This is a genomic window from Arthrobacter sp. FW306-04-A, assembly GCF_044358315.1.
Classification (GTDB): Bacteria; Actinomycetota; Actinomycetes; order Actinomycetales; family Micrococcaceae; genus Arthrobacter.
On the sequence record NZ_CP084559.1, the window covers coordinates 252,086 to 270,247 of the forward strand.

Annotated in this window: 14 protein-coding genes; 8 read left to right on the forward strand and 6 right to left on the reverse strand. The window is 64.3% G+C overall.

Annotated features, from left to right (window positions below; translation table 11 throughout):
- Nucleotides 1–61: 61 nt before the first annotated feature.
- Nucleotides 62–1,534, reverse strand: coding sequence for an amino acid permease (locus LFT43_RS01260; RefSeq protein WP_395800496.1), 1,473 nt, complete (start codon nucleotides 1,532–1,534; stop codon nucleotides 62–64).
- 246 nt (nucleotides 1,535–1,780) lie between these two features.
- Between LFT43_RS01260 and LFT43_RS01265 the strand changes: the two genes are divergently transcribed.
- From LFT43_RS01265 to LFT43_RS01295, 7 genes are all read left to right on the forward strand, one after another.
- Entirely contained in the window at nucleotides 1,781–2,206 is a 426-nt protein-coding gene (locus LFT43_RS01265; protein ID WP_395800498.1) for a hypothetical protein, read from the forward strand.
- Nucleotides 2,200–2,433, forward strand: a complete 234-nt coding sequence (locus LFT43_RS01270; RefSeq protein WP_268023910.1) for a helix-turn-helix transcriptional regulator — start codon at nucleotides 2,200–2,202, stop codon at nucleotides 2,431–2,433. Before LFT43_RS01265 ends, LFT43_RS01270 begins: the two co-directional genes overlap by 7 nt.
- Nucleotides 2,430–3,416 carry an NAD(P)-dependent alcohol dehydrogenase gene (locus LFT43_RS01275; protein WP_395800500.1) on the forward strand — a complete coding sequence of 329 codons (987 nt, stop codon included), beginning with the start codon at nucleotides 2,430–2,432 and terminating at the stop codon, nucleotides 3,414–3,416. The genes LFT43_RS01270 and LFT43_RS01275 overlap by 4 nt, the downstream gene beginning before the upstream one ends.
- Before the next feature lie 166 nt (nucleotides 3,417–3,582).
- Nucleotides 3,583–4,389, forward strand: coding sequence for an IclR family transcriptional regulator (locus LFT43_RS01280; protein WP_395800502.1), 807 nt, complete (start codon nucleotides 3,583–3,585; stop codon nucleotides 4,387–4,389).
- Between the two features lie 233 nt (nucleotides 4,390–4,622).
- Nucleotides 4,623–6,353 carry a urocanate hydratase gene (locus LFT43_RS01285; protein WP_395800504.1) on the forward strand — a complete coding sequence of 577 codons (1,731 nt, stop codon included), beginning with the start codon at nucleotides 4,623–4,625 and terminating at the stop codon, nucleotides 6,351–6,353.
- Nucleotides 6,354–6,493: 140 nt separating this feature from the next.
- Nucleotides 6,494–8,092: a histidine ammonia-lyase gene (gene hutH, locus LFT43_RS01290; protein WP_395800506.1), complete on the forward strand. Its 1,599-nt coding sequence runs from the start codon at nucleotides 6,494–6,496 to the stop codon at nucleotides 8,090–8,092.
- A gap of 192 nt (nucleotides 8,093–8,284) precedes the next feature.
- A complete protein-coding gene (locus tag LFT43_RS01295) occupies nucleotides 8,285–8,533 on the forward strand; it encodes a hypothetical protein (protein ID WP_059388455.1) in 249 nt (82 codons plus the stop codon).
- A 98-nt stretch (nucleotides 8,534–8,631) separates the two neighbouring features.
- Here the strand turns inward: LFT43_RS01295 and LFT43_RS01300 are convergent, their stop codons facing one another.
- The 4 genes from LFT43_RS01300 to LFT43_RS01315 all read right to left on the reverse strand — a co-directional run bounded on the left by LFT43_RS01300 (nucleotide 8,632) and on the right by LFT43_RS01315 (nucleotide 16,454).
- A complete protein-coding gene (locus LFT43_RS01300) occupies nucleotides 8,632–8,853 on the reverse strand; it encodes a hypothetical protein (RefSeq protein WP_395800508.1) in 222 nt (73 codons plus the stop codon).
- A 97-nt stretch (nucleotides 8,854–8,950) separates the two neighbouring features.
- Nucleotides 8,951–13,858: an NAD-glutamate dehydrogenase gene (locus tag LFT43_RS01305; protein WP_395800510.1), complete on the reverse strand. Its 4,908-nt coding sequence runs from the start codon at nucleotides 13,856–13,858 to the stop codon at nucleotides 8,951–8,953.
- Between the two features lie 113 nt (nucleotides 13,859–13,971).
- Nucleotides 13,972–14,937, reverse strand: coding sequence for a formimidoylglutamase (hutG, locus tag LFT43_RS01310; RefSeq protein ID WP_395800512.1), 966 nt, complete (start codon nucleotides 14,935–14,937; stop codon nucleotides 13,972–13,974).
- A gap of 74 nt (nucleotides 14,938–15,011) precedes the next feature.
- Complete coding sequence (locus tag LFT43_RS01315) at nucleotides 15,012–16,454, reverse strand: NCS2 family permease (protein ID WP_395800514.1); 1,443 nt, start codon at nucleotides 16,452–16,454, stop codon at nucleotides 15,012–15,014.
- Nucleotides 16,455–16,568: 114 nt separating this feature from the next.
- On the opposite strand from LFT43_RS01315, the gene LFT43_RS01320 reads away from it, so the two are divergent.
- Nucleotides 16,569–17,213, forward strand: a complete 645-nt coding sequence (locus LFT43_RS01320) for a copper resistance protein CopC (protein WP_395800516.1) — start codon at nucleotides 16,569–16,571, stop codon at nucleotides 17,211–17,213.
- 26 nt (nucleotides 17,214–17,239) lie between these two features.
- Here the strand turns inward: LFT43_RS01320 and LFT43_RS01325 are convergent, their stop codons facing one another.
- On the reverse strand, nucleotides 17,240–17,974 hold the full coding sequence (locus tag LFT43_RS01325) for an FAD-dependent monooxygenase (protein ID WP_395802845.1): 735 nt from the start codon (nucleotides 17,972–17,974) through the stop codon (nucleotides 17,240–17,242).
- Nucleotides 17,975–18,162 lie beyond the last annotated feature (188 nt).

Here is an 18,162-nt window from a genome sequence, read left to right on the forward strand (position 1 = left end):
ACGGCAGTGTTTTTCGAAAACACTGCCGTGATCTGCACATTCGGCGAAAGCGGTAGACCTATTAGGAGCGCTGGGCGACCACCGGCATCGAGCCTGTCTCGTCCACGAGATCCGCACGGACACGTCCGCCGCCGCGGACCCACAGCTTGTAGGCCAGCACGAGCAGCCCGAGCCATACCGCACCCACGTACAACGCCACGCGGGTGTCCTCGAAGACGCCAAGGATGACGATCACCATGGCCATGAACGCAATGGTCAGCACGGAAGCGGTGGGCCACCACGGCGACGCGAATTCCGACGCCGGCAGTCCCTTGCCCTTGATCTCCCGCTTCATCGCCACGTGCGAGGCGAGGATCAAAGCCCACACCCAGACGGTCGCGAATGTGGCGATGGAGGCGATGATGACGAACACACTTTCAGGGATCACCGCGTTGAGCACCACGCCCACCAGCAGGATCCCGCCCATCAGGACAACTGTCATCCAGGGAACCCCGTGACGTGAAACCTTGCCGAAACTCCTGGGTGCGTGACCTTGCTGGGAGAGACCGAAGAGGATGCGTCCCGCGCCGAAGATGTCGCTGTTGATCGCGGACAGCGCCGCGGTGATCACCACGGCATTGAGGATGTGGGGCGCTGCGGGAATGCCGAGGCCGCTGAAGATCTGCACAAACGGGCTCCCGTTGGTGCCGATTTCATTCCATGGGAACAGGCTCATGAGCACTCCGAGAGTCAGGACGTAGAACAGCAGCACGCGCACGGGCACGGTGTTCACGGCCTGCGGGATGACCTTCTTGGGGTCTGCGGCCTCGCCTGCGGTGATGCCGATCGTTTCGATCCCGCCAAAGGCAAACATGACGACGGCGAACGAGGCCAGGAGCCCCTCGAAACCGTTCGGGAACAGGCCGCCGTGGTCAACGAGGTTCCCCAGCCCCGGTGCCGCACCGCCGCTGCCCGTGTGGAAGCCGAACACGATGATCGCCGCACCGCCCGCAATCATGGCGATGATCGCCACAACCTTGATTAGCGAGAACCAAAACTCGAGTTCTCCGAAAACCTTGACACTCAGGAGGTTCATGGCCCCGAGGAGCAGGATGATCGCGAGGACCCAGATCCAGCGGTCTACCTGTGGGAACCAGAAGCCCATGTAGATACTGAACGCTGTCACGTCCGCGATCGCCACGATGGCCATTTCGAAGACGTAGGTCCATCCGGTGATGAACCCTGCCAGCGGTCCGAGGTAACGGCTGGCGTACTGGCCGAATGAGCCGGAAACGGGGTGGCGGACAGCCATTTCGCCGAGCGCGCGCATCACCATGAAGACGGCGGCGCCACCGATGATGTATGCGAAGAGAACCGCCGGGCCCGCCTTTTGGATGGCAGACGCGGAGCCGTAGAAGAGGCCTGTTCCGATGGCCGAACCGAGGGCCATGAAGCGGATGTGGCGGACGTTGAGGCCGCGGCTGAGAACGGTGGTTACCGCGCCTTCGGCGGCTTTGGCCACTGTTGTCCTGCCCGCTATTGGTGCTTGCTGCATGCGAATACCTTCTCGTCATTGGGAGGGGGACTGTTAACCAGCAGACCATTTCGGGACGGCCTGTGATGGGCCTCACGGCGCATCGCTGTCTCGGTTCTCAGACGCTGGCGGCGTGTGATCGAGGAATGGCCGCTCCTTGGCGATTCCTCGACCACTGGGATTTGGTCTAGAGGTCAAAAACTCTTGACTCAATGTCAATTAAGCTTTACATTTGCAATGTCAGCTTTGTTTTACATGGGAGTCGAAATGTCATTCGAAGAAAAGAGTGCCTGGATCATGGGCGTGCTCGCGGTGGGCTCCTACGCGGCGTACCTCATCATCGTCTTGGGCGGCGCGGAAAGCGCTCCGCTGACCCAGGTTCCCTACGTGGCGCCCATGCTCTGGACGATCGGAGCGTCGATCGGGGTATCCATAGTGCTTCACATCCTGATTCGGATGGCTTCTCCCAAGAACGCGGGGAAGGACCAGAGGGACAAGGAGATTTATCGCTTTGGCGAGTACATCGGCCAGTCGTTCGTGATCATTGGCGCAGTGGCGGCACTGATCATGGCCATGGCCACTTTGGACTACTTTTGGATCGCCAACGTCATCTACTTGGCCTTCGTTCTCTCCGCAGTGCTCGGATCCGTTGCGAAGATCATCGCCTACCGCCGGGGGTTCCAGCCGTGGTGAAGCCGACCAAAGTCACCAATTCCATCCGGGCCCTCCGCTTTGCCCGCGATGAAATGACCCAAGCGCAACTGGCGGACAGTATCGGAGTAACCCGGCAGACCATCATCGCCATCGAGCAGGGCCGCTATTCGCCTTCCCTTGAAATGGCATTCCAAATCGCCCGCGTATTGAACGTGCCGCTCGACGACGTGTTCCAGTACCCGGACAGCGAAGGAGAAACATCATGAAAGCGATCGTTCAAGACAGTTACGGCTCCGAAGATGTGCTCGAGTTTGCCGACGTCGACATACCGGTCCCCGGCGAAAGCGAAGTCCTCGTACGGGTCCGCGCTGCCGGCGTCGATCCCGGCGTCTGGCATCTGATGACGGGCCTCCCGTACCTCACCAGGGCGTTCGGGTTCGGAGTAAGGAAGCCCAAGAACCGCATCCGTGGCAGGGACGTGGCGGGCACGGTGGAATCCGTCGGCGCGAAAGTGACCCAGTTTCGTCCCGGTGACGAGGTCTTCGGAACGTGCGAAGGTTCCTTTGCCGAATACGCGTGCGCCAAGGAGGAGAAGATTGCGCCGAAGCCCTCCACGCTCGACTTCGAGCAGGCCGCGGCCGTTCCCATTTCGGCCACTACCGCCCTGCAGGGCCTCCGGGACAGTGGGAAGCTGGAAGCGGGGGAGAAGGTCCTGATCATCGGTGCGGCGGGCGGAGTGGGATTGTTCGCCGTCCAGTTGGCGAAGGCGTTCGGCGCGGTGGTCACTGGCGTGTGCAGCGCGCCGAAAATGAAGGTGGTCCGATCGGCAGGCGCCGACCACGTCATCGACTACGCCAACGAAGACGTCACCGATGGAACCACGCACTACGATCTCATCCTGGACACCGCGGGCAACCGTCCGCTCAAGCAGCTTCGGCGGGCACTCGCCCCGCGGGGGCGGCTCATCATCGTCGGAGGGGAAGGCGGTGGCCGTTGGCTGGGCGGCTTCGACCGCGCCCTTCGCGCGCCCATGCTGTCCCTGTTCCTGGGGCAAAAGCTGAGCGGCCTGATGGCCGTGGAACGCCAGGAAGACCTGCGCTTCCTGACGGGGCTGATTGAGGCAGGCAAAGTCACGCCTTTCATCGACAAGACCTTTCCCCTCACTGAAGCTCCCGACGCAATCCGGTATGCGCACGGCCGCGGCGTACGGGGCAAAGTAGTGGTCGCGGTGGAACCGGCCGGAAGCTAGCCCAATAGCCTTGCGAATGTCTGGTATTCCAGACACCTTGGGTTCTGATTGGCTTTCCGAACCGTCCCGCAGGGCGCACGCTTAAGTACGGGATCCCGGACATCCCCGCTTTCGCCCTTGTGGCAGAAGGGCGTGCCGGGGATGACCGTGCACTCGAAGAGGAGCCATGACCACACAGCCGTCCACCCAAGGCCGGGCCGCTTCCAAGGTCCCTGCCGCCGAGAACACCCTGCGCATCCTGAAGTTGCTTGCTTCCCGGCGAGGCCCGATGGCAGCGTCCAGCATTGCTACCGCACTGGGACTGCCCCGGTCCAGCGTTTATCACCTGCTTGGTGTCATGGAGGCCAACGGTTTCGTCCTGCACCTTCACGAGGAACAGCGCTACGGCCTGGGCATTAGCGCCTTTGAACTCAGTTCGGCCTACTCGCGGCAAGAGCCTTTGTCGCGCCTCGGCCGCCCGATGCTGGCCGCCCTCGTGGATGCGATCGGCGAGAGCGCGCATTTGGCCGTGCTGCATGGCCGCGATGTGCTTTACATCGTGGAAGAGCGGGCCAAGAACCGTCCGTCCTTGGTGACCGACGTCGGGGTCCGGCTTCCCAGCCACCTCACCGCCAGCGGGCGTGCCATCCTGGCTGCCCTGCCGAAATCGCAGGTCAGGGCCCTGTATCCGAATGCCGCCGCCTTCACGGCCCGGCACGAGATGGAATCGCCCATCATGAAGTACTCGGCCTTGTCTTCGCATTTGGACCAGGTCCGGCAGCGAGGCTACGCCACTGAACACGGCGAAGTCACGCCAGGCTTCGGCTCGGTGGCCGCCGCCGTCACTGACCATTTGGGATGGCCGACGGCGGCAGTCGCCGTGACGTTCCTCGAGGACCGGGTGCCGGTTGAGGAATGGCCAGCTCTGGCCGCCCGAATCCAGAAAACGGCGGACGAGTTGTCCGTGCGCATCCACGGCCGCCCGGGGCAATAGCTTCCCACCCCACCCGTCCCCACCCAACTAATCCCACGGCCAGGGAACCCTGGCGCGTGGGCCCACGCAGTAGATGTCGCCGTGGGCGCTCAAAACGACATCTACTGCGAGTCAATTGAGTCTGTAATCCCGGACAGCACCCTCCCTAAAGCCGTTCCAAGACGGTCGCGGAAGGGCTCTACTGGATACAGAAGGACTTACACCTAGCAACCTCCAGAGACGAAGGAGTCACCATGGCACCCGCCGATTTCACTACCGGAGCCCGTCCTGTCCGGGCCGCCCGCGGTACCGAGCTGACCGCGAAGAGCTGGCAGACCGAGGCGCCGCTGCGCATGTTGATGAACAACCTGGACCCGGAGGTCGCCGAGCGTCCGGATGACCTGGTCGTGTACGGCGGCACGGGCCGTGCAGTGCGGTCCTGGGCCGCGTTCGACGCGATCACCCGGACCCTGGAGACCATGGAGAAGGATGAGACCTTGCTGGTGCAGTCGGGCAAGCCCGTGGGCGTGTTCCGCACCCATGAATGGGCGCCGCGGGTGCTTTTGGCGAACTCGAACCTGGTGGGGGACTGGGCGACGTGGCCCGAGTTCCGCCGCCTGGAGGCCGAAGGCCTGATGATGTACGGGCAGATGACCGCCGGGTCCTGGATCTACATCGGCACCCAGGGCATCCTGCAGGGCACCTACGAGACCTTCGCCGCCGTCGGGAACAAACTCGCCGCGGAGGGACGGCACCCTGCCCCCGCCGCCGAGGGCTCCACGGAGGGCCCGCTCGCCGGGACCCTGACCCTGACCGGCGGGTGCGGGGGTATGGGTGGGGCCCAGCCGCTGGCCGTGACCCTGAACGACGGCGCCTGCCTGATCGTGGACGTCGATGAGACTCGGCTGCGCCGCCGCGCCGGCAAGCGCTACCTGGACGAGGTCGAAACCGATCTGGACGCCGCGATCGCCAAGGTGATCAAGGCCAAGGAAGAGCGCCGCGGCTGGTCGGTCGGCTACGTCGGCAACGCCGCCGAAGTCTTCCCCGAACTGCTCCGCCGCCACAAGGCCGGCGAGCTGACCATCGACGTCGTCACCGACCAGACCAGCGCCCACGACCCGCTGTCCTACCTCCCCGAAGGCATCACGGTGGCCGAGTGGCACACCGAGGCCGAGGCGGACCCGGAAGGCTTCACGAAGAAGGCCCAGGCCTCCATGGCCCGCCACGTGCAGGCCATGGTCGAGTTCCAGGACGCTGGCGCCGAGGTCTTCGACTACGGCAACTCCATCCGCGACGAGGCCCGCAAGGGCGGCTACGACCGCGCCTTCGAATTCCCCGGCTTCGTCCCCGCCTACATCCGCCCGCTCTTCTGCGAGGGCCTGGGCCCGTTCCGCTGGGTGGCACTGTCCGGTGACCCGGAGGACATCCGCGTCACCGACGAAGCCATCAAGGAGCTCTTCCCGGAGAACAAGCACCTGCACAAGTGGATCGACGCCGCCCAGGAGCGCGTTGAATTCGAAGGCCTGCCGGCCCGCATCTGCTGGCTCGGGTACGGCGAACGCGCCAAAGCCGGGCTGTTGTTCAACCAGCTCGTGAAGGAAGGTAAGGTCAAGGCCCCCATCGTGATCGGCCGCGACCACCTGGACTCCGGCTCCGTGGCCTCCCCCTACCGGGAAACCGAGTCCATGGCCGACGGCTCCGACGCGATCGCCGACTGGCCTTTGCTGAACGCCCTGATCAACACCTCCTCCGGCGCCACCTGGGTCTCCATCCACCACGGCGGCGGCGTGGGCATCGGCCGGTCCCTGCACGCCGGCCAGGTCTCCGTGGCCGACGGCACCGACCTCGCCGCCCAGAAGCTCGAGCGGCTCCTCACCAACGACCCCGGCATGGGCGTCATCCGCCACGTCGACGCCGGCTACCCCCGCGCCGTCGAAGTCGCCAAGGAACGCGGCGTCCGCATCCCCATGACCGAATCCCTTTAGCCACCACATCGATTGCTCCGTAACCGTCGTTTTCACATACCAAAACGACACCTACGGAGCAATCGATCCCCACGAGCCCCCTAACCTCGCAAGCTCGGCCAGGGAACCCTGCTCGCGTGGCCCCAAATTAAGTAGGAAACATGACCATTACAGCAACATCCCTTGGCCGCCAGACAGTCATCCTCGGCTCCAGCGGAGTCACCCCGGAGGACGTCGTCGCCGTCGCACGCCACGACGCCAAGGTGACCATCTCCCCGGAAGCCCTGGACACCGTCGCCAAAGTCCGCGCCCACATCGACGGCCTCGCCCACAGCGAGGTTCCGGCGTACGGCGTCTCCACGGGTTTCGGTGCCCTGGCCAACCGCCACATCCCCAACGAGCTCCGTACCCAGCTGCAGAAGTCGCTGATCCGCAGCCACGCCGCCGGCATGGGCCCGGCCGTGGAGCGCGAAGTGGTCCGCGGCATCATGTTCCTGCGCGCCAAGACCCTGGCATCGGGCCGCACGGGCGTTCGTCCCGTGGTTCTGCAGACCATGGTGGACGTCCTCAACGCAGGCATCACCCCCGTAGTCCGTGAATTCGGATCCCTCGGCTGCTCCGGCGATCTCGCTCCGCTGTCCCACTGCGCCCTGGTCCTGATGGGCGAAGGCGAAGCCACAGGCCCCGACGGCGAGCTCTACGGCGCCGCCGGAAAGAAGCCGGTTGCCGAGCTCCTCGCCGCGCACGGCATCGAGCCGGTGGTCCTGGCGGAAAAGGAAGGCCTCGCGCTGGTCAACGGCACCGAGGGCATGCTCGGCATGCTCCTGATGGCCATCGCTGACCTGCACTTGCTGCTCACGACGGCGGACATCACCGCCGCGCTCAGCGTCGAGGCGCTGCTCGGCACGGACCAGGTGTTCCTGCCGGAGCTGCACGCGGCCCTGCGTCCCCACCCGGGCCAGGCTGCCAGTGCAGACAACATGCTGCGGGTGCTTTCCAACTCGCCGATCGTTGCTTCGCACCGCGTCAATGACACCAAGGTCCAGGACGCGTACTCGCTCCGCTGCGCACCACAGGTGGCCGGCGCAGTCCGCGACACCGTGACGCACGCTGAGCTGGTTGCTTCCCGCGAGTTGGCAGCTGCCATCGACAACCCCGTGGTGCTCCCGGACGGCCGCGTGTCTTCCAACGGAAACTTCCATGGTGCCCCGGTGGCCTATGTGCTGGACTTCCTGGCGATCGCCGTCGCGGACTTGTCCTCCATCGCCGAGCGCCGCACGGACCGCATGCTGGACCCGGCCCGCTCGCACGGACTCCCTGCGTTCCTTGCCGACGATCCCGGCGTGGACTCGGGCCTCATGATCGCCCAGTACACCCAGGCCGGCCTCGTCTCGGACAACAAGCGCCTGGCCGTTCCGGCGTCGGTGGACTCAATACCGAGCTCCGCCATGCAGGAGGACCACGTCTCCATGGGTTGGCACGCAGCACGCAAGCTCCGCAAGGCCATCGAGAACCTGCGACGCGTCCTTGCCGTGGAACTCGTGACGAGCACCCGTGCCCTCGACATCCGCACCCAGCTGTCCGGTGGGGAACTCACTCCGGGGCCTGCCGGCGCCGCCGTGATCGAGGTGCTCCGCGGCGTCGTCGACGGTCCTGGAACTGACCGTTTCCTCTCACCTGAGCTGGAAGCAGCGGACCGTCTTGTAGGCGCTGGAGAGGTCCGCGCGGCCGCCGAATCCGCCGTCGGAATTCTCGCCTGACGCCGAACAAAATACCGTTCGAGTGAACAATAGGAAGCGCCCCGGAAATGTTTGGCAATACGTGCCCCGGGGCGCTTTCTGTGTAGTAGAACTTATGGGGTATGGCATGTCCACGCCGACGATGTCGTGGGCCTGCCGGGGAAATCCGTTCACAACTGAAGTAACGAACATCCACAAAGGGGTAGAAGTTCAATGAAGGCACGCGGGACAGTCCTGTCCAGGCGAATCGCACAGTCCGCCGTCGTTTCCAACTGGGGAACGTTGAAGGTGGGGGAGCGGATCGAAGTCGTAAGGCACGCACATGTGGTCGCGGCGGGGGAGGTGCAGGAAGTCTCGGGCAGCGGCAACGTTGTGTGGCTCGAACCTGCAGGACCCGGCGCCGACGAAGCCGCCAAGCAGCTTTTCATGAAGTCCGACGGCGTGGAGTTGCGTCGAGTGTAGTGGCCGTTTAGATCAGAAAACCGGGGCTTGTTTCCCATTCCGCGCCTTCTTGGCGTGGTCTGGAAAACAAGCCCCGGTTTTGTTGTCTGTACCTGTGCCTAAGCCGCGACGATCTCGCGGGTCTGGCCGAACGGCACGGATTCGTCCAGGGCCACCGTGTAGCTTCCGGGCTCGCGGCGGGTCACAAGGATCCCGCAACGGCCGTTTTCGGCTGCGGCTTCGATGAGCGTGCCGACAGCATGGTCAAGTCCTGCGTGGACTTCATCGACGGATGAAAAGGACAAATGGATCTCGTTGTGTTCTATTGTGGCTGTGCTCATTGGGGGGCCTCCTTCTGCGGGATGCCGCGGGGGAGCGGCAATTCCTGCATAAAAGATAGCAAAGTGTCATGGGATGTCTGTCATTCTGGGATTTGGGTCACCGGCGGACCATGGCCCGAAGGAGCTTCACGGCTACCGAGAGTGCCGCGATGTCCACCGGACCGGGCTTGATGGCCGCTTTGATGGTGTCCTGGACGCGCGCGAGTTGTTCGGTGTTTCCGCGTTCCCAATCCATGATTCGCTCCACGGGGTCGGAAGTAGCCTCCGAGGAGCGTGGAGTGTGCCGGACCACCGCCTTGGTCATGTCGGCAAGAACCAGGTACATGTCGTCACGGAGGGCTGCACGCGCCAACGCTTCCCAGTGCGTGTCCCGCGGCAACAGCGTGATGTGTTCCAGCAAGGGGATGGCCGAGATCCGTTCGAACACGGCAAAGTAGACCTCCGCCACGGCCGCGACCGGCTCTTGCAGCGCTTCAGCGATCGCGGAAATGTCCAACAAGCCGTAGCTGACCAGGAGTTCGGAGGCCCGGATGCCCAAGTCGTGGGGCAGGCCGACCGAATCAGTGTGGGCAAGGCGGTTCAACGAGTGGTCCAGGTTGATCCCGTGCAGGAAGCTCGTGAAATTGGCCCGCATCAGGGACATAGGCCGTTCGAGCCGCGTAATGGCGTCCGCAATGGGTTTGTCCCGGAAATCGTGGGTGACGTACCAGCGGGTGGATCGGTCAAGGAGGCGCCGCGTGTCCAGGGCTACAGCGCACACGTGTTCCTTAGGGACGCTTGCCGGCACTTGGCCCAGGGCTTCAGTGACGGAATCGAAGTCCCAGACATGGCGCATAACCACGAATCCGCGGGCCACCGCAGCCGCCGAAACGGTGGTTTCCTCCATGGCGCGGAACGCGAAGGCTATGCCGCCGAGGTTGATCATGTCGTTGGCGACCACCGTGGCCACGATTTGGCGGCGCAAAGGATGCATAGAGACGTCATCGCCGAACCGTTCCGAGAGTTGGCGGGGGAAATACTCCCGCAGCGTTTGCGAGAACCATGGATCGTCCGCGAGCCCACCTTCGGTCAGTTCCCTGGCCAGCTCGATCTTGGCATAGGCGGCCAGTACAGCGAGTTCGGGCGAAGTCAGTCCCACCCCGGTCTCTACGCGTTCGCGAAGCTCCTCGGTAGTCGGCAGGCATTCGAGCTTCCGGTCCAGGTCCGTAGCCGAGTCGAGCCAGTCCATGGTCCGTTCGAAGCTTGGGCTCCATTGGAGGACCAACTGCTTGTCATTGAGTAGGAGGACGTTCTGGTCAACGTTGGTTTTGAGGACAAGCCGCCCTACTTCGTCCTGGAGGGAGTGCAGGAAGCCCGTTCTTTCGTTCGGCGACATCTTGCCTGCTGCGATCATCTGGTCAATGAAGATCTTGATGTTCACCTCGTGGTCCGAGCATTCAACGCCTGCGGAATTGTCGATCGCATCGGTGTTCACGAGGATCCCGGCCAGCGCGGCCTCGATCCTGCCCCGTTGGGTGATGCCCAGATTTCCACCCTCGGCAATGATGTGGGTCCGCAGTTGGGCGGCGTTGACCCGGATGGCATCGTTCGATTTGTCTCCGACGTCGGCATGCGTCTCCGTGGAGGCCTTGACGTAGGTGCCGATTCCGCCGTTGTATAGCAGGTCGACGGGGGCCATGAGGACTGCCTTGAGCAGCTCAGGCGGGGTCATCGCCGTCGTATTTTCATCCAATCCCAAGGCGAGGCGGACCGGTTCGGTGAGGCTGATTGCTTTCTCGAGCCGGGAGAACACTCCTCCTCCGGGACTGAGCTTGGCAGGGTTGTAGTCGGCCCAGGACGAGCGGGGGAGCTTGAAGAGCCGCTTCCGCTCGGCGAAGGAAACGGCCGGGTCAGGCGTGGGATCAAGGAAAATGTGCCGGTGATCGAAGGCCGCCACCAGCTTGATGTGTTTTGAAAGCAGCATGCCGTTTCCGAACACATCGCCGCTCATGTCGCCGATGCCCACCACCGTGAAATCCGCAGTGCTGGAGTCGATCAGCAACTCGCTGAAATGTTGCCGCACGGACTCCCAGGCGCCGCGCGCTGTGATGCCCATCTGCTTGTGGTCATAGCCCACCGATCCGCCGGACGCGAACGCATCGCCAAGCCAGAATCCGTACTCTGTGGCCAGGGCGTTGGCGATGTCGGAGAACGTGGCCGTACCTTTGTCCGCAGCCACCACAAGGTAGTGGTCGTCGCCGTCGTGCCGTACGACGCGCTGGGGCGGGACGACGCGACCGTTCGTCCCGCCGTCGGGTCCGGCAACCAGGTTGTCCGTGATGTCCAGCAGTCCACGAATGAAGATCTGGTAGCTTTCCTGGCCCTCGGCCAACCACGCCGCCCGGTTTTCGGCGGGATCGGGAAGCTGTTTGGGGTAGAAGCCGCCCTTCGCTCCGGTGGGAACGATCACGGCGTTCTTGACCGTCTGGGCCTTCACGAGTCCGAGGACTTCCGTGCGGAAGTCCTCGCGGCGGTCAGACCAGCGCAAGCCACCGCGGGCAATGGCGCCGAAACGCAAGTGGACGCCTTCTACCCGCGGCGAGTAGACCCAAATTTCGTACAGTGGCCTGGGCGCCGGCGCAGCCGGGATGTTGGAGGGGTTGAGCTTGAAACTCATATACGGCTTGTGCAGGTAGAAGTTGGTGCGAAGTGTGGCCTCCACCAGGCTCGCGAGCGAACGCAGGAGGCGGTCGGCGTCGAGGACCGGTACGGCCTCGATGGCTTCCGCCAGTTCCTTGCGGGCGGCGTTGGTGGCCCGTGTCCTGGAGGTGTACTTGCTTCCGTCCACTTCGAACGCGTCACTTCCAGCCGGCACCGGGTCAGCCGGCTTCGGCTGGAGCAGTTCAGGATCGAATAGGTCAGGTTCGAACCGGTCCGGATCGAACTTCGCCTCGAAAAGTGAAAGCAAAGCGTGGGTTGCGCGGGCATTCTCGCGGAGGGTGTCCGCGATGAACCCGTAGGAATTGGTGCTCCCCAACTGCCGAAGGTATTTCGCATACGCACGCAGGATGGCTGTCCGCCGCCAGTCAATCCCCTCCCGGATGACCAGGGCATCGAAGGCATCGGACTCTGCATCTCCCCGCATCGCGGCGCAGAACGAACCCGCCAGCAGTTCGCCCGTTCCCACAGGATCAACTCCGCGCGGGTACACAAGCCCGAGGTCGTAAAGGAAGAAGGACCGCCCGTCGGCAGACTGCACATCGAACGGCCGCTGGTCCAGGACGCGCAAGCCCAGGTTGTGGAAGAACGGCAAAATTTGGCTCAAGCTCTGCGGACGGGTCAAATAAAGCCGAATCCGCGCATCCTCGGCGAGGACGGCAGTTCCCGGGCGCTTGTAGACGGTGAGCAGCGGGTCCGCGGCGTGGTCGTCTGTCAGGTCACCGTCCCGGGGCGCGAAACTTTCGAACCGGATGATGTCCTGAACCGCGTCTTCCACCTCGTAGTCGGCCTTGTAGCTGGCGGGAAAGGCGGTGGCCCATCGCCGGGACAGCCGGGCGGCCTCGTCCGCGGGGAACTGTGCGTGGAGGGCTTCGTCCAGGCCTTCGGCCCAGGACCTTGTCGCGGCGATAATCCGCTGCTCCAGTACCGCAGGATCGACGACGGCGGATGCCCCCTCGCGTGGCAACAGGACCCGGAAGAACACGCGGGCCATGGCGGATTCGCCCAGGCGGAGCTCGAACTCGATTGCTTCGGCGCCGAAGGCCTCGCGAAGCTCGCGTTCAATGTTGAGCCGGACGGCTGTGCTGAAGCGTTGGCGCGGCAGGAAGACGAGTGCCGTCATGAAGCGGTTGTGCGAGTCCGGCCGAAGGAACAACCGTGTGCTGTGCCGTTCCTGGAGGCGCAGGATGTGGCGCGCGTGCTCGGCCAGCTGCCGGGCGCCGATGTGGAAGAGCTCGTCGCGGGGATAGGCCTCCAGCACTGCCAGGAGCTCCTTGCCATGGTGTGATGTGGGCGGGTAGCCGAACGTCCGCAACACCTCGTCCACTGTGTCCCGGATGACGGGAATCTGGAGCGCAGAGCGGGAAGCCGAGCTGGGAGCGAAAAGGCCAACGAAGGTGCGCTCCCCGATTCCGTCATCCGCAGTCAGGCTGATTTCGTCGAGGTAGGCGCGACGCAGAACCGTTGAACGGAGGGTCGACTTGGTGAGGCTGAGGACACGCGCCGGACCAGGTACCACGGACGGCTCGGCCTTGGCCGGCTGTCCCTCTGAGCCGGTGACCGCTACATTCCTGAGCAGCCCGAGACCCCTCCGGCCGCGGTAGCCGAGGAACACGAAGTTCCCGTCCTCCAGCCAGCGGAGCAACTCTTGGACCTCCCGTGCTGGGGGAACGGTCTGAGACAATCCGTCCAAACGGCGGACCTCGTTGGCAAGTTCCTGGTGGATGGCTGCCGCGTCTTCCGCGGCGGCGCGGACATCGCCAAGGACGGTCTGCAGCCGTTCAACGAGGTGCTCGGCACTCGCCTCGTCCGGAAGCCTGGAAATCTCGACGGCGATCCACGCCTCGGTGAGGGGCCCGCCGTCGTCGGGGTCTATAGGGGCGGCAGAGACGAAAGGCTCGACGCCGGAAGGAAGTCCCGTCCGAAGGGGTCCGCGACGGACGTCGGTGAGGCGATGGGTGGCTGCGTCCCGGGTGACTGTGAAAGTGGGGTGGACGAGGAGTCGGATGGAGTCGTTGTCCCTGGCGATTTCAGCCGTGATCGACGGGACGAGGTAGGGCATGTCCTCGGTGACGATGGCCACGAGGCTGGCGTCGGCCTCGTTCAGGATGCCGATCACAGCTTGGCCTGGAGCCCGCCTTTCGGCCAACGAGCGGTGGTACCGTGCGCGCTCCAGGAGCGAGTCGGTGGTGGAGTTCCCAACATCGTCATCGGCCACGTGTTCGTAGTAGTCGGCAAGGAATCGGTCCGGGGCCGCGGGGCGAGTGCCTGCGGGGGTGCGGTCCGCGGGCTCGATCCTGGGTGACATATGGCTGTGCCTCCGCCGGGCAAGGAGCGGCCGTGCTGTAGCGGTCGGCGAAGTCCCTGCGCCTCATTTCATGATGGCTGGCGCGGGGCAGGCAGTCCAGAGCTACGAGCCCCCTACCCCAGCAGGGTGTTCACCAGGCGCGCGGCCACCTTGGCAGTCCGCGAGTCGATATCGAACTCGGGGTTGAGTTCGGCAACGTCCAGGTGCAGGAGCTTTCCGCTCGCGGCAAGCTGCTTGCACACCGCGCTGATGATGGGTAGCGGAACGCCATACACCGCGGGAGCGCTCACGCCGGGAGCCACCGACGCCGGCAGCACGTCGAGGTCAATCGTCAAGTACAGCGCATCCACGGTGTCCAGGAACCCCGTTACGAACTCCTGCACGGCCTCCGCGGAGCAGTCCTCGTCCAGGAGGTACTTCACACCCAGGCGATCCGCCGTATCGAAGAGGGTGCGCGTGTTGTTGGGCTCGGAAATTCCGACGACGGCGTAGTTCAGTTCGCGGCCGGCGGCGGCCTCCGCGCGTGTCATCTGCAAGAACGGGGTGCCCGAGCTCGGTACCGGCTCGTCACGCAAGTCGAAATGCGCATCCAGGTTCAGGACTCCGAGCCGTTTGCCGCTTGCTACGGCATCCGAGCCAGCCACGCCCAGGTAGCTCGCAAAGGCAGTCTCGTGCCCACCACCGAGCAGCACTGTGAGGTTGCCGGCGTCGAGCAATTCCGAAATCACGCGTCCTGCCCGCTCCTGGCCCGCCTCAAGGGAGCCGTCCTCCACTACGACGTCGCCGGCGTCGAACACCTCCCGGTCCAGATGGAAAGCCAGCGGACCCAAGGCATGCCGGATCGCCTCCGGGGCGGCCGCCGCACCAATCCGGCCTTTGTTGCGCCGCACGCCTTCATCACTGCGGAAGCCCACGACGACGGCGGGCCGGGGGTCCGCTCCTGTCGCGCCGGGGGCGACACTACCGGGAGTGTGGGGCGCCACGGCTTGCCACCAGCGGCGGTGCTCGTCGCCGTCGCCGTCAAAACGGCCGGTCCACGGCGTCGGGCGGATATCAGCGGCGGTGGGTGAAATCTCCATAGTTCAAGCTCAACGCATGGCGGCGTCGAGAAACACCGTTTGCACGCCGGGGGTGTCCGGTATTCCGGAAAGGACTACTTGACGCCCAGGATTTCCTCGACCGGACCGATCCCGAAGAACAGTAGGAATGCCGCGGCCACGGCCCACATGAGCGGGTGCACTTCACGCGCCCGGCCCTGGAAGGTGCGGATCAGGGCGAAGGAGATGAATCCCGCGCCCAGGCCGTTGGCAATCGAGTAGGTGAACGGCATAAGGGACATGGTCAGGAACGCGGGAATGCCAACGCCCCAGTCCTGCCAGTGGATCTTGCCCACCTGGGACACCATCATGAAACCCACCACCACCAAGGCGGGGGCGACGGCTTCGAACGGGACCAGGTTGATGAGCGGGGTGAAGAACATGGCCACCAGGAACAGCAGGCCAGTCACGATCGAGGCCAAGCCGGTCCGGGCGCCCTCGCCGATGCCGGCACCCGATTCCACGAAGATCTGGTTGGAGGACACGGATGAACCGCCACCGATGATCGCGCCTAGGGCGTCCACTTGCAGGACACGGTCCACATTGGGGATGTTTCCGTGCTTGTCGATGTTTCCGGCTTCTCTGGCCAGGCCCACCATGGTGCCCATGGCGTCGAAGAAGATGCTGAGGAGGATGACGAACGCCAGCAAGGTGGCGGCGATGATGCCGAGGTGCTGGAACGCGCCGATGGGGTTCGCCTTACCGATGAGCGACAGGTCCGGGGCAGCCCATTCGGTGAACTTGGGCGCAACGAGGGACCAGCCGCGGGGGTTGTAGGTCTTTCCGTCGAAACTCGGACCGATGTGGAGAGTGAATTCCAGGATGGCCGCGAGGGCCGTGGAGGCGACGATGCCGATCAGGATAGCGCCACGAACTTTGCGGACCACCAGTGCGATGGTCAGCACTAGGCCCACGACGAACACCAACGTGGGCCAGCCAAGCAGCTTGCCATCCACACCCAGGCCCAGCGGGACCGTGGTGCCGGCGGCGTCCGGGATACGGCGCACGAAGCCGGCATTGACCAGTCCGATCAAGGCGATGAAAAGCCCGATGCCCACCACGATCGCCGTCTTCAGTGCTTCAGGAACGGCTTTGAAGACCGCGGTCCGGAAACCCGTCAGCACCAGGATCAGCATGGTCAGGCCGGACAGCATCACGAGGCCCATCATGTCCGGCCACGTCAGGCCGGGGTGAGAGGCAATCGTGACGGCCACGAAGGCGTTAACGCCCAGTCCGGTGGCCAAGGCGAACGGATGCTTGGCCCAAGCCCCCATGAGGATGGTCAGGATCCCAGCTACGAAGGCAGTGGTGGCGGCGACTGCGGGGAAGCCGAGGGACGCGCCGCTTGAGTCCGGCCCGGAGAGGATCAAGGGATTGAGGACCACGATGTAGCTCATGGCAAAGAAGGTGGCGAAGCCGCCCCGGATTTCACGCGAGTAGTTGGACCCGCGCTCCGAAATCTTGAAGTAGCGATCGATGGCTGAACCCTGTTTGAGCATGAAGGTCTCCGGTAATCGGGGAAGTGTGCTCTCAAATCCTATGCCCGCGGCTTCGGCCATCCCACGAATTCGCCTAGTCTGTAAGGAATCCAACACCAAGGGAGTCACTCGCTCATGCGCCCCATCCGCCAGTTGCTGGCCGTCGTCATAGTTTTTACCGCGGTTCTTTTCTCCGCCGCCGTGTTTTCAGCGGCGCCGGCCTTCGCGCACGACGCCGCCGAGTCAACCTCGCCGGCTAACGGCTCAACAGTTGGCAGCGTCCCGGACTCCGTGTCGGTCACCTTCAACAACCGGCCGCTCCTGCTCGGTTCGCAGATCCGGGTCAACGACGCTTCCGGCCAGAACTGGGCAGATGGTTCCGTGGAAATCGTGGACGCGGTGGTGTCTCAGAAGCTGCGGCCCGGCGCCCCTGCCGGAGCATTCACCGTCATCTGGCGCGTTGTCAGTTCGGATTCGCACCCCATCGAGGGCACCTTCACCTTCACCGCGAAAGCAGGAAGTACGACGGCTGGCGGCGCCTCCTCGAGCACCCAGCCCACCGCGCCGGTTCCCACGGCCGGCACAGTCGCGCCGGGTTCGACCACGACGCCTGACAAGGCGCCCGATGCTTCGCAGCCGTTCCCCTGGAGCATTGTGGTCTTCGCGGCCGTGGCCGCGGGGCTGCTGGTGTTCCTGGGCGTGACCGCACGACGCCGGCTAGCAAATGGCGATTCCGGGGACTCCGGCGACTCTGGAGACGACGAGCCCGAGGGATCGTAGGGAGTCGCCTCTTCGGAATGGGCTAGCTACGCGAGAGCGGGTACCGCCGCAAAGGTGCCGGTAAGGGCCGCGTGGACGCTGTCCGGGTGCACTTTGGCCGAGATCGCCTGGCCCACAACCTTGGCTTGGCGCAGGACTTCCTTAGGTGTGGGCGTTGCCAGTTCGCCGACGCCCACCAAGTACATTCCAATCGCACGCATGGCCGCCACGAGGTTCTGGCCGATGGCGATTCCGAGCTCGGCAAGCATCCGCCGCAATTGGCTCTGTCCGCAGCGAGTGACAACAATATGGTCGGCCAGAAGAACTCCGCTTGCCGTGTGAACGGCCCATTGGTGCGACGGCACGCCGGGCGAGGTCAAGTCCAATCCGACTGAACTGGAAATCGCGGAGCTTGAAACCGTGGCGTCCGAATCCATGGAACCGTAGCTCGCGGGGCCCGAAGCCATGGAGCCCAGGGCGGCATCGTCCACGCGGTCCAGGCGGACGGCCCGGGTGGTGTTTCGTACATCGAGGCCATGGCTGGCCGCGTAATTGCGCAGGTGTCTCAGGATTTCGTTGCGTTCCTGGAGCCCTGCGGCGTCGGCTGCGTCGCATCGCTGCAGGATGCCGGTGTTGAGCTGCTGCCGGGCTCCGGGGGCTTGCAATCCGTCCACCACGATTGCGTCCACGCCGTACCGGCTAAGCTCGCTGGCCACGGCCAGGCCGGACATGCCGGCACCGATGACCACAGCGGTGGTGCGTTCCGTACTCGCAGCAGGCATGGTTGACACAGCTTGGCTCCTCCTTGAAAGGTGCGTTGCCGAAGGCAACACGGGATGGCGTCCGAGTCCCCAAGCGGTCGCGAAATGATGGCCGTTGATGTGTTGAAAGACACGATCCCCGGTCACCAGTGCCTCGAACATTACAGAAGAAATCGCGTGCTGGATAGCCCGGGCATCGGCATGTCCGC

What these genes read in the sequence shown, in the direction of transcription:
- LFT43_RS01325 (WP_395802845.1), bottom strand. Translation starts at nt 17,974, where the DNA reads ATGCCTGCTGCGAGTACGGAACGCACCACCGCTGTGGTCATCGGTGCC.
- LFT43_RS01275 (WP_395800500.1), top strand. Translation starts at nt 2,430, where the DNA reads ATGAAAGCGATCGTTCAAGACAGTTACGGCTCCGAAGATGTGCTCGAG.
- LFT43_RS01300 (WP_395800508.1), bottom strand. Translation starts at nt 8,853, where the DNA reads ATGAGCACAGCCACAATAGAACACAACGAGATCCATTTGTCCTTTTCA.
- LFT43_RS01320 (WP_395800516.1), top strand. Translation starts at nt 16,569, where the DNA reads ATGCGCCCCATCCGCCAGTTGCTGGCCGTCGTCATAGTTTTTACCGCG.
- LFT43_RS01280 (WP_395800502.1), top strand. Translation starts at nt 3,583, where the DNA reads ATGACCACACAGCCGTCCACCCAAGGCCGGGCCGCTTCCAAGGTCCCT.
- hutH (WP_395800506.1), top strand. Translation starts at nt 6,494, where the DNA reads ATGACCATTACAGCAACATCCCTTGGCCGCCAGACAGTCATCCTCGGC.
- LFT43_RS01285 (WP_395800504.1), top strand. Translation starts at nt 4,623, where the DNA reads ATGGCACCCGCCGATTTCACTACCGGAGCCCGTCCTGTCCGGGCCGCC.
- LFT43_RS01315 (WP_395800514.1), bottom strand. Translation starts at nt 16,454, where the DNA reads ATGCTCAAACAGGGTTCAGCCATCGATCGCTACTTCAAGATTTCGGAG.
- LFT43_RS01260 (WP_395800496.1), bottom strand. Translation starts at nt 1,534, where the DNA reads ATGCAGCAAGCACCAATAGCGGGCAGGACAACAGTGGCCAAAGCCGCC.
- LFT43_RS01265 (WP_395800498.1), top strand. Translation starts at nt 1,781, where the DNA reads ATGTCATTCGAAGAAAAGAGTGCCTGGATCATGGGCGTGCTCGCGGTG.
- LFT43_RS01295 (WP_059388455.1), top strand. Translation starts at nt 8,285, where the DNA reads ATGAAGGCACGCGGGACAGTCCTGTCCAGGCGAATCGCACAGTCCGCC.
- LFT43_RS01305 (WP_395800510.1), bottom strand. Translation starts at nt 13,858, where the DNA reads ATGTCACCCAGGATCGAGCCCGCGGACCGCACCCCCGCAGGCACTCGC.
- hutG (WP_395800512.1), bottom strand. Translation starts at nt 14,937, where the DNA reads ATGGAGATTTCACCCACCGCCGCTGATATCCGCCCGACGCCGTGGACC.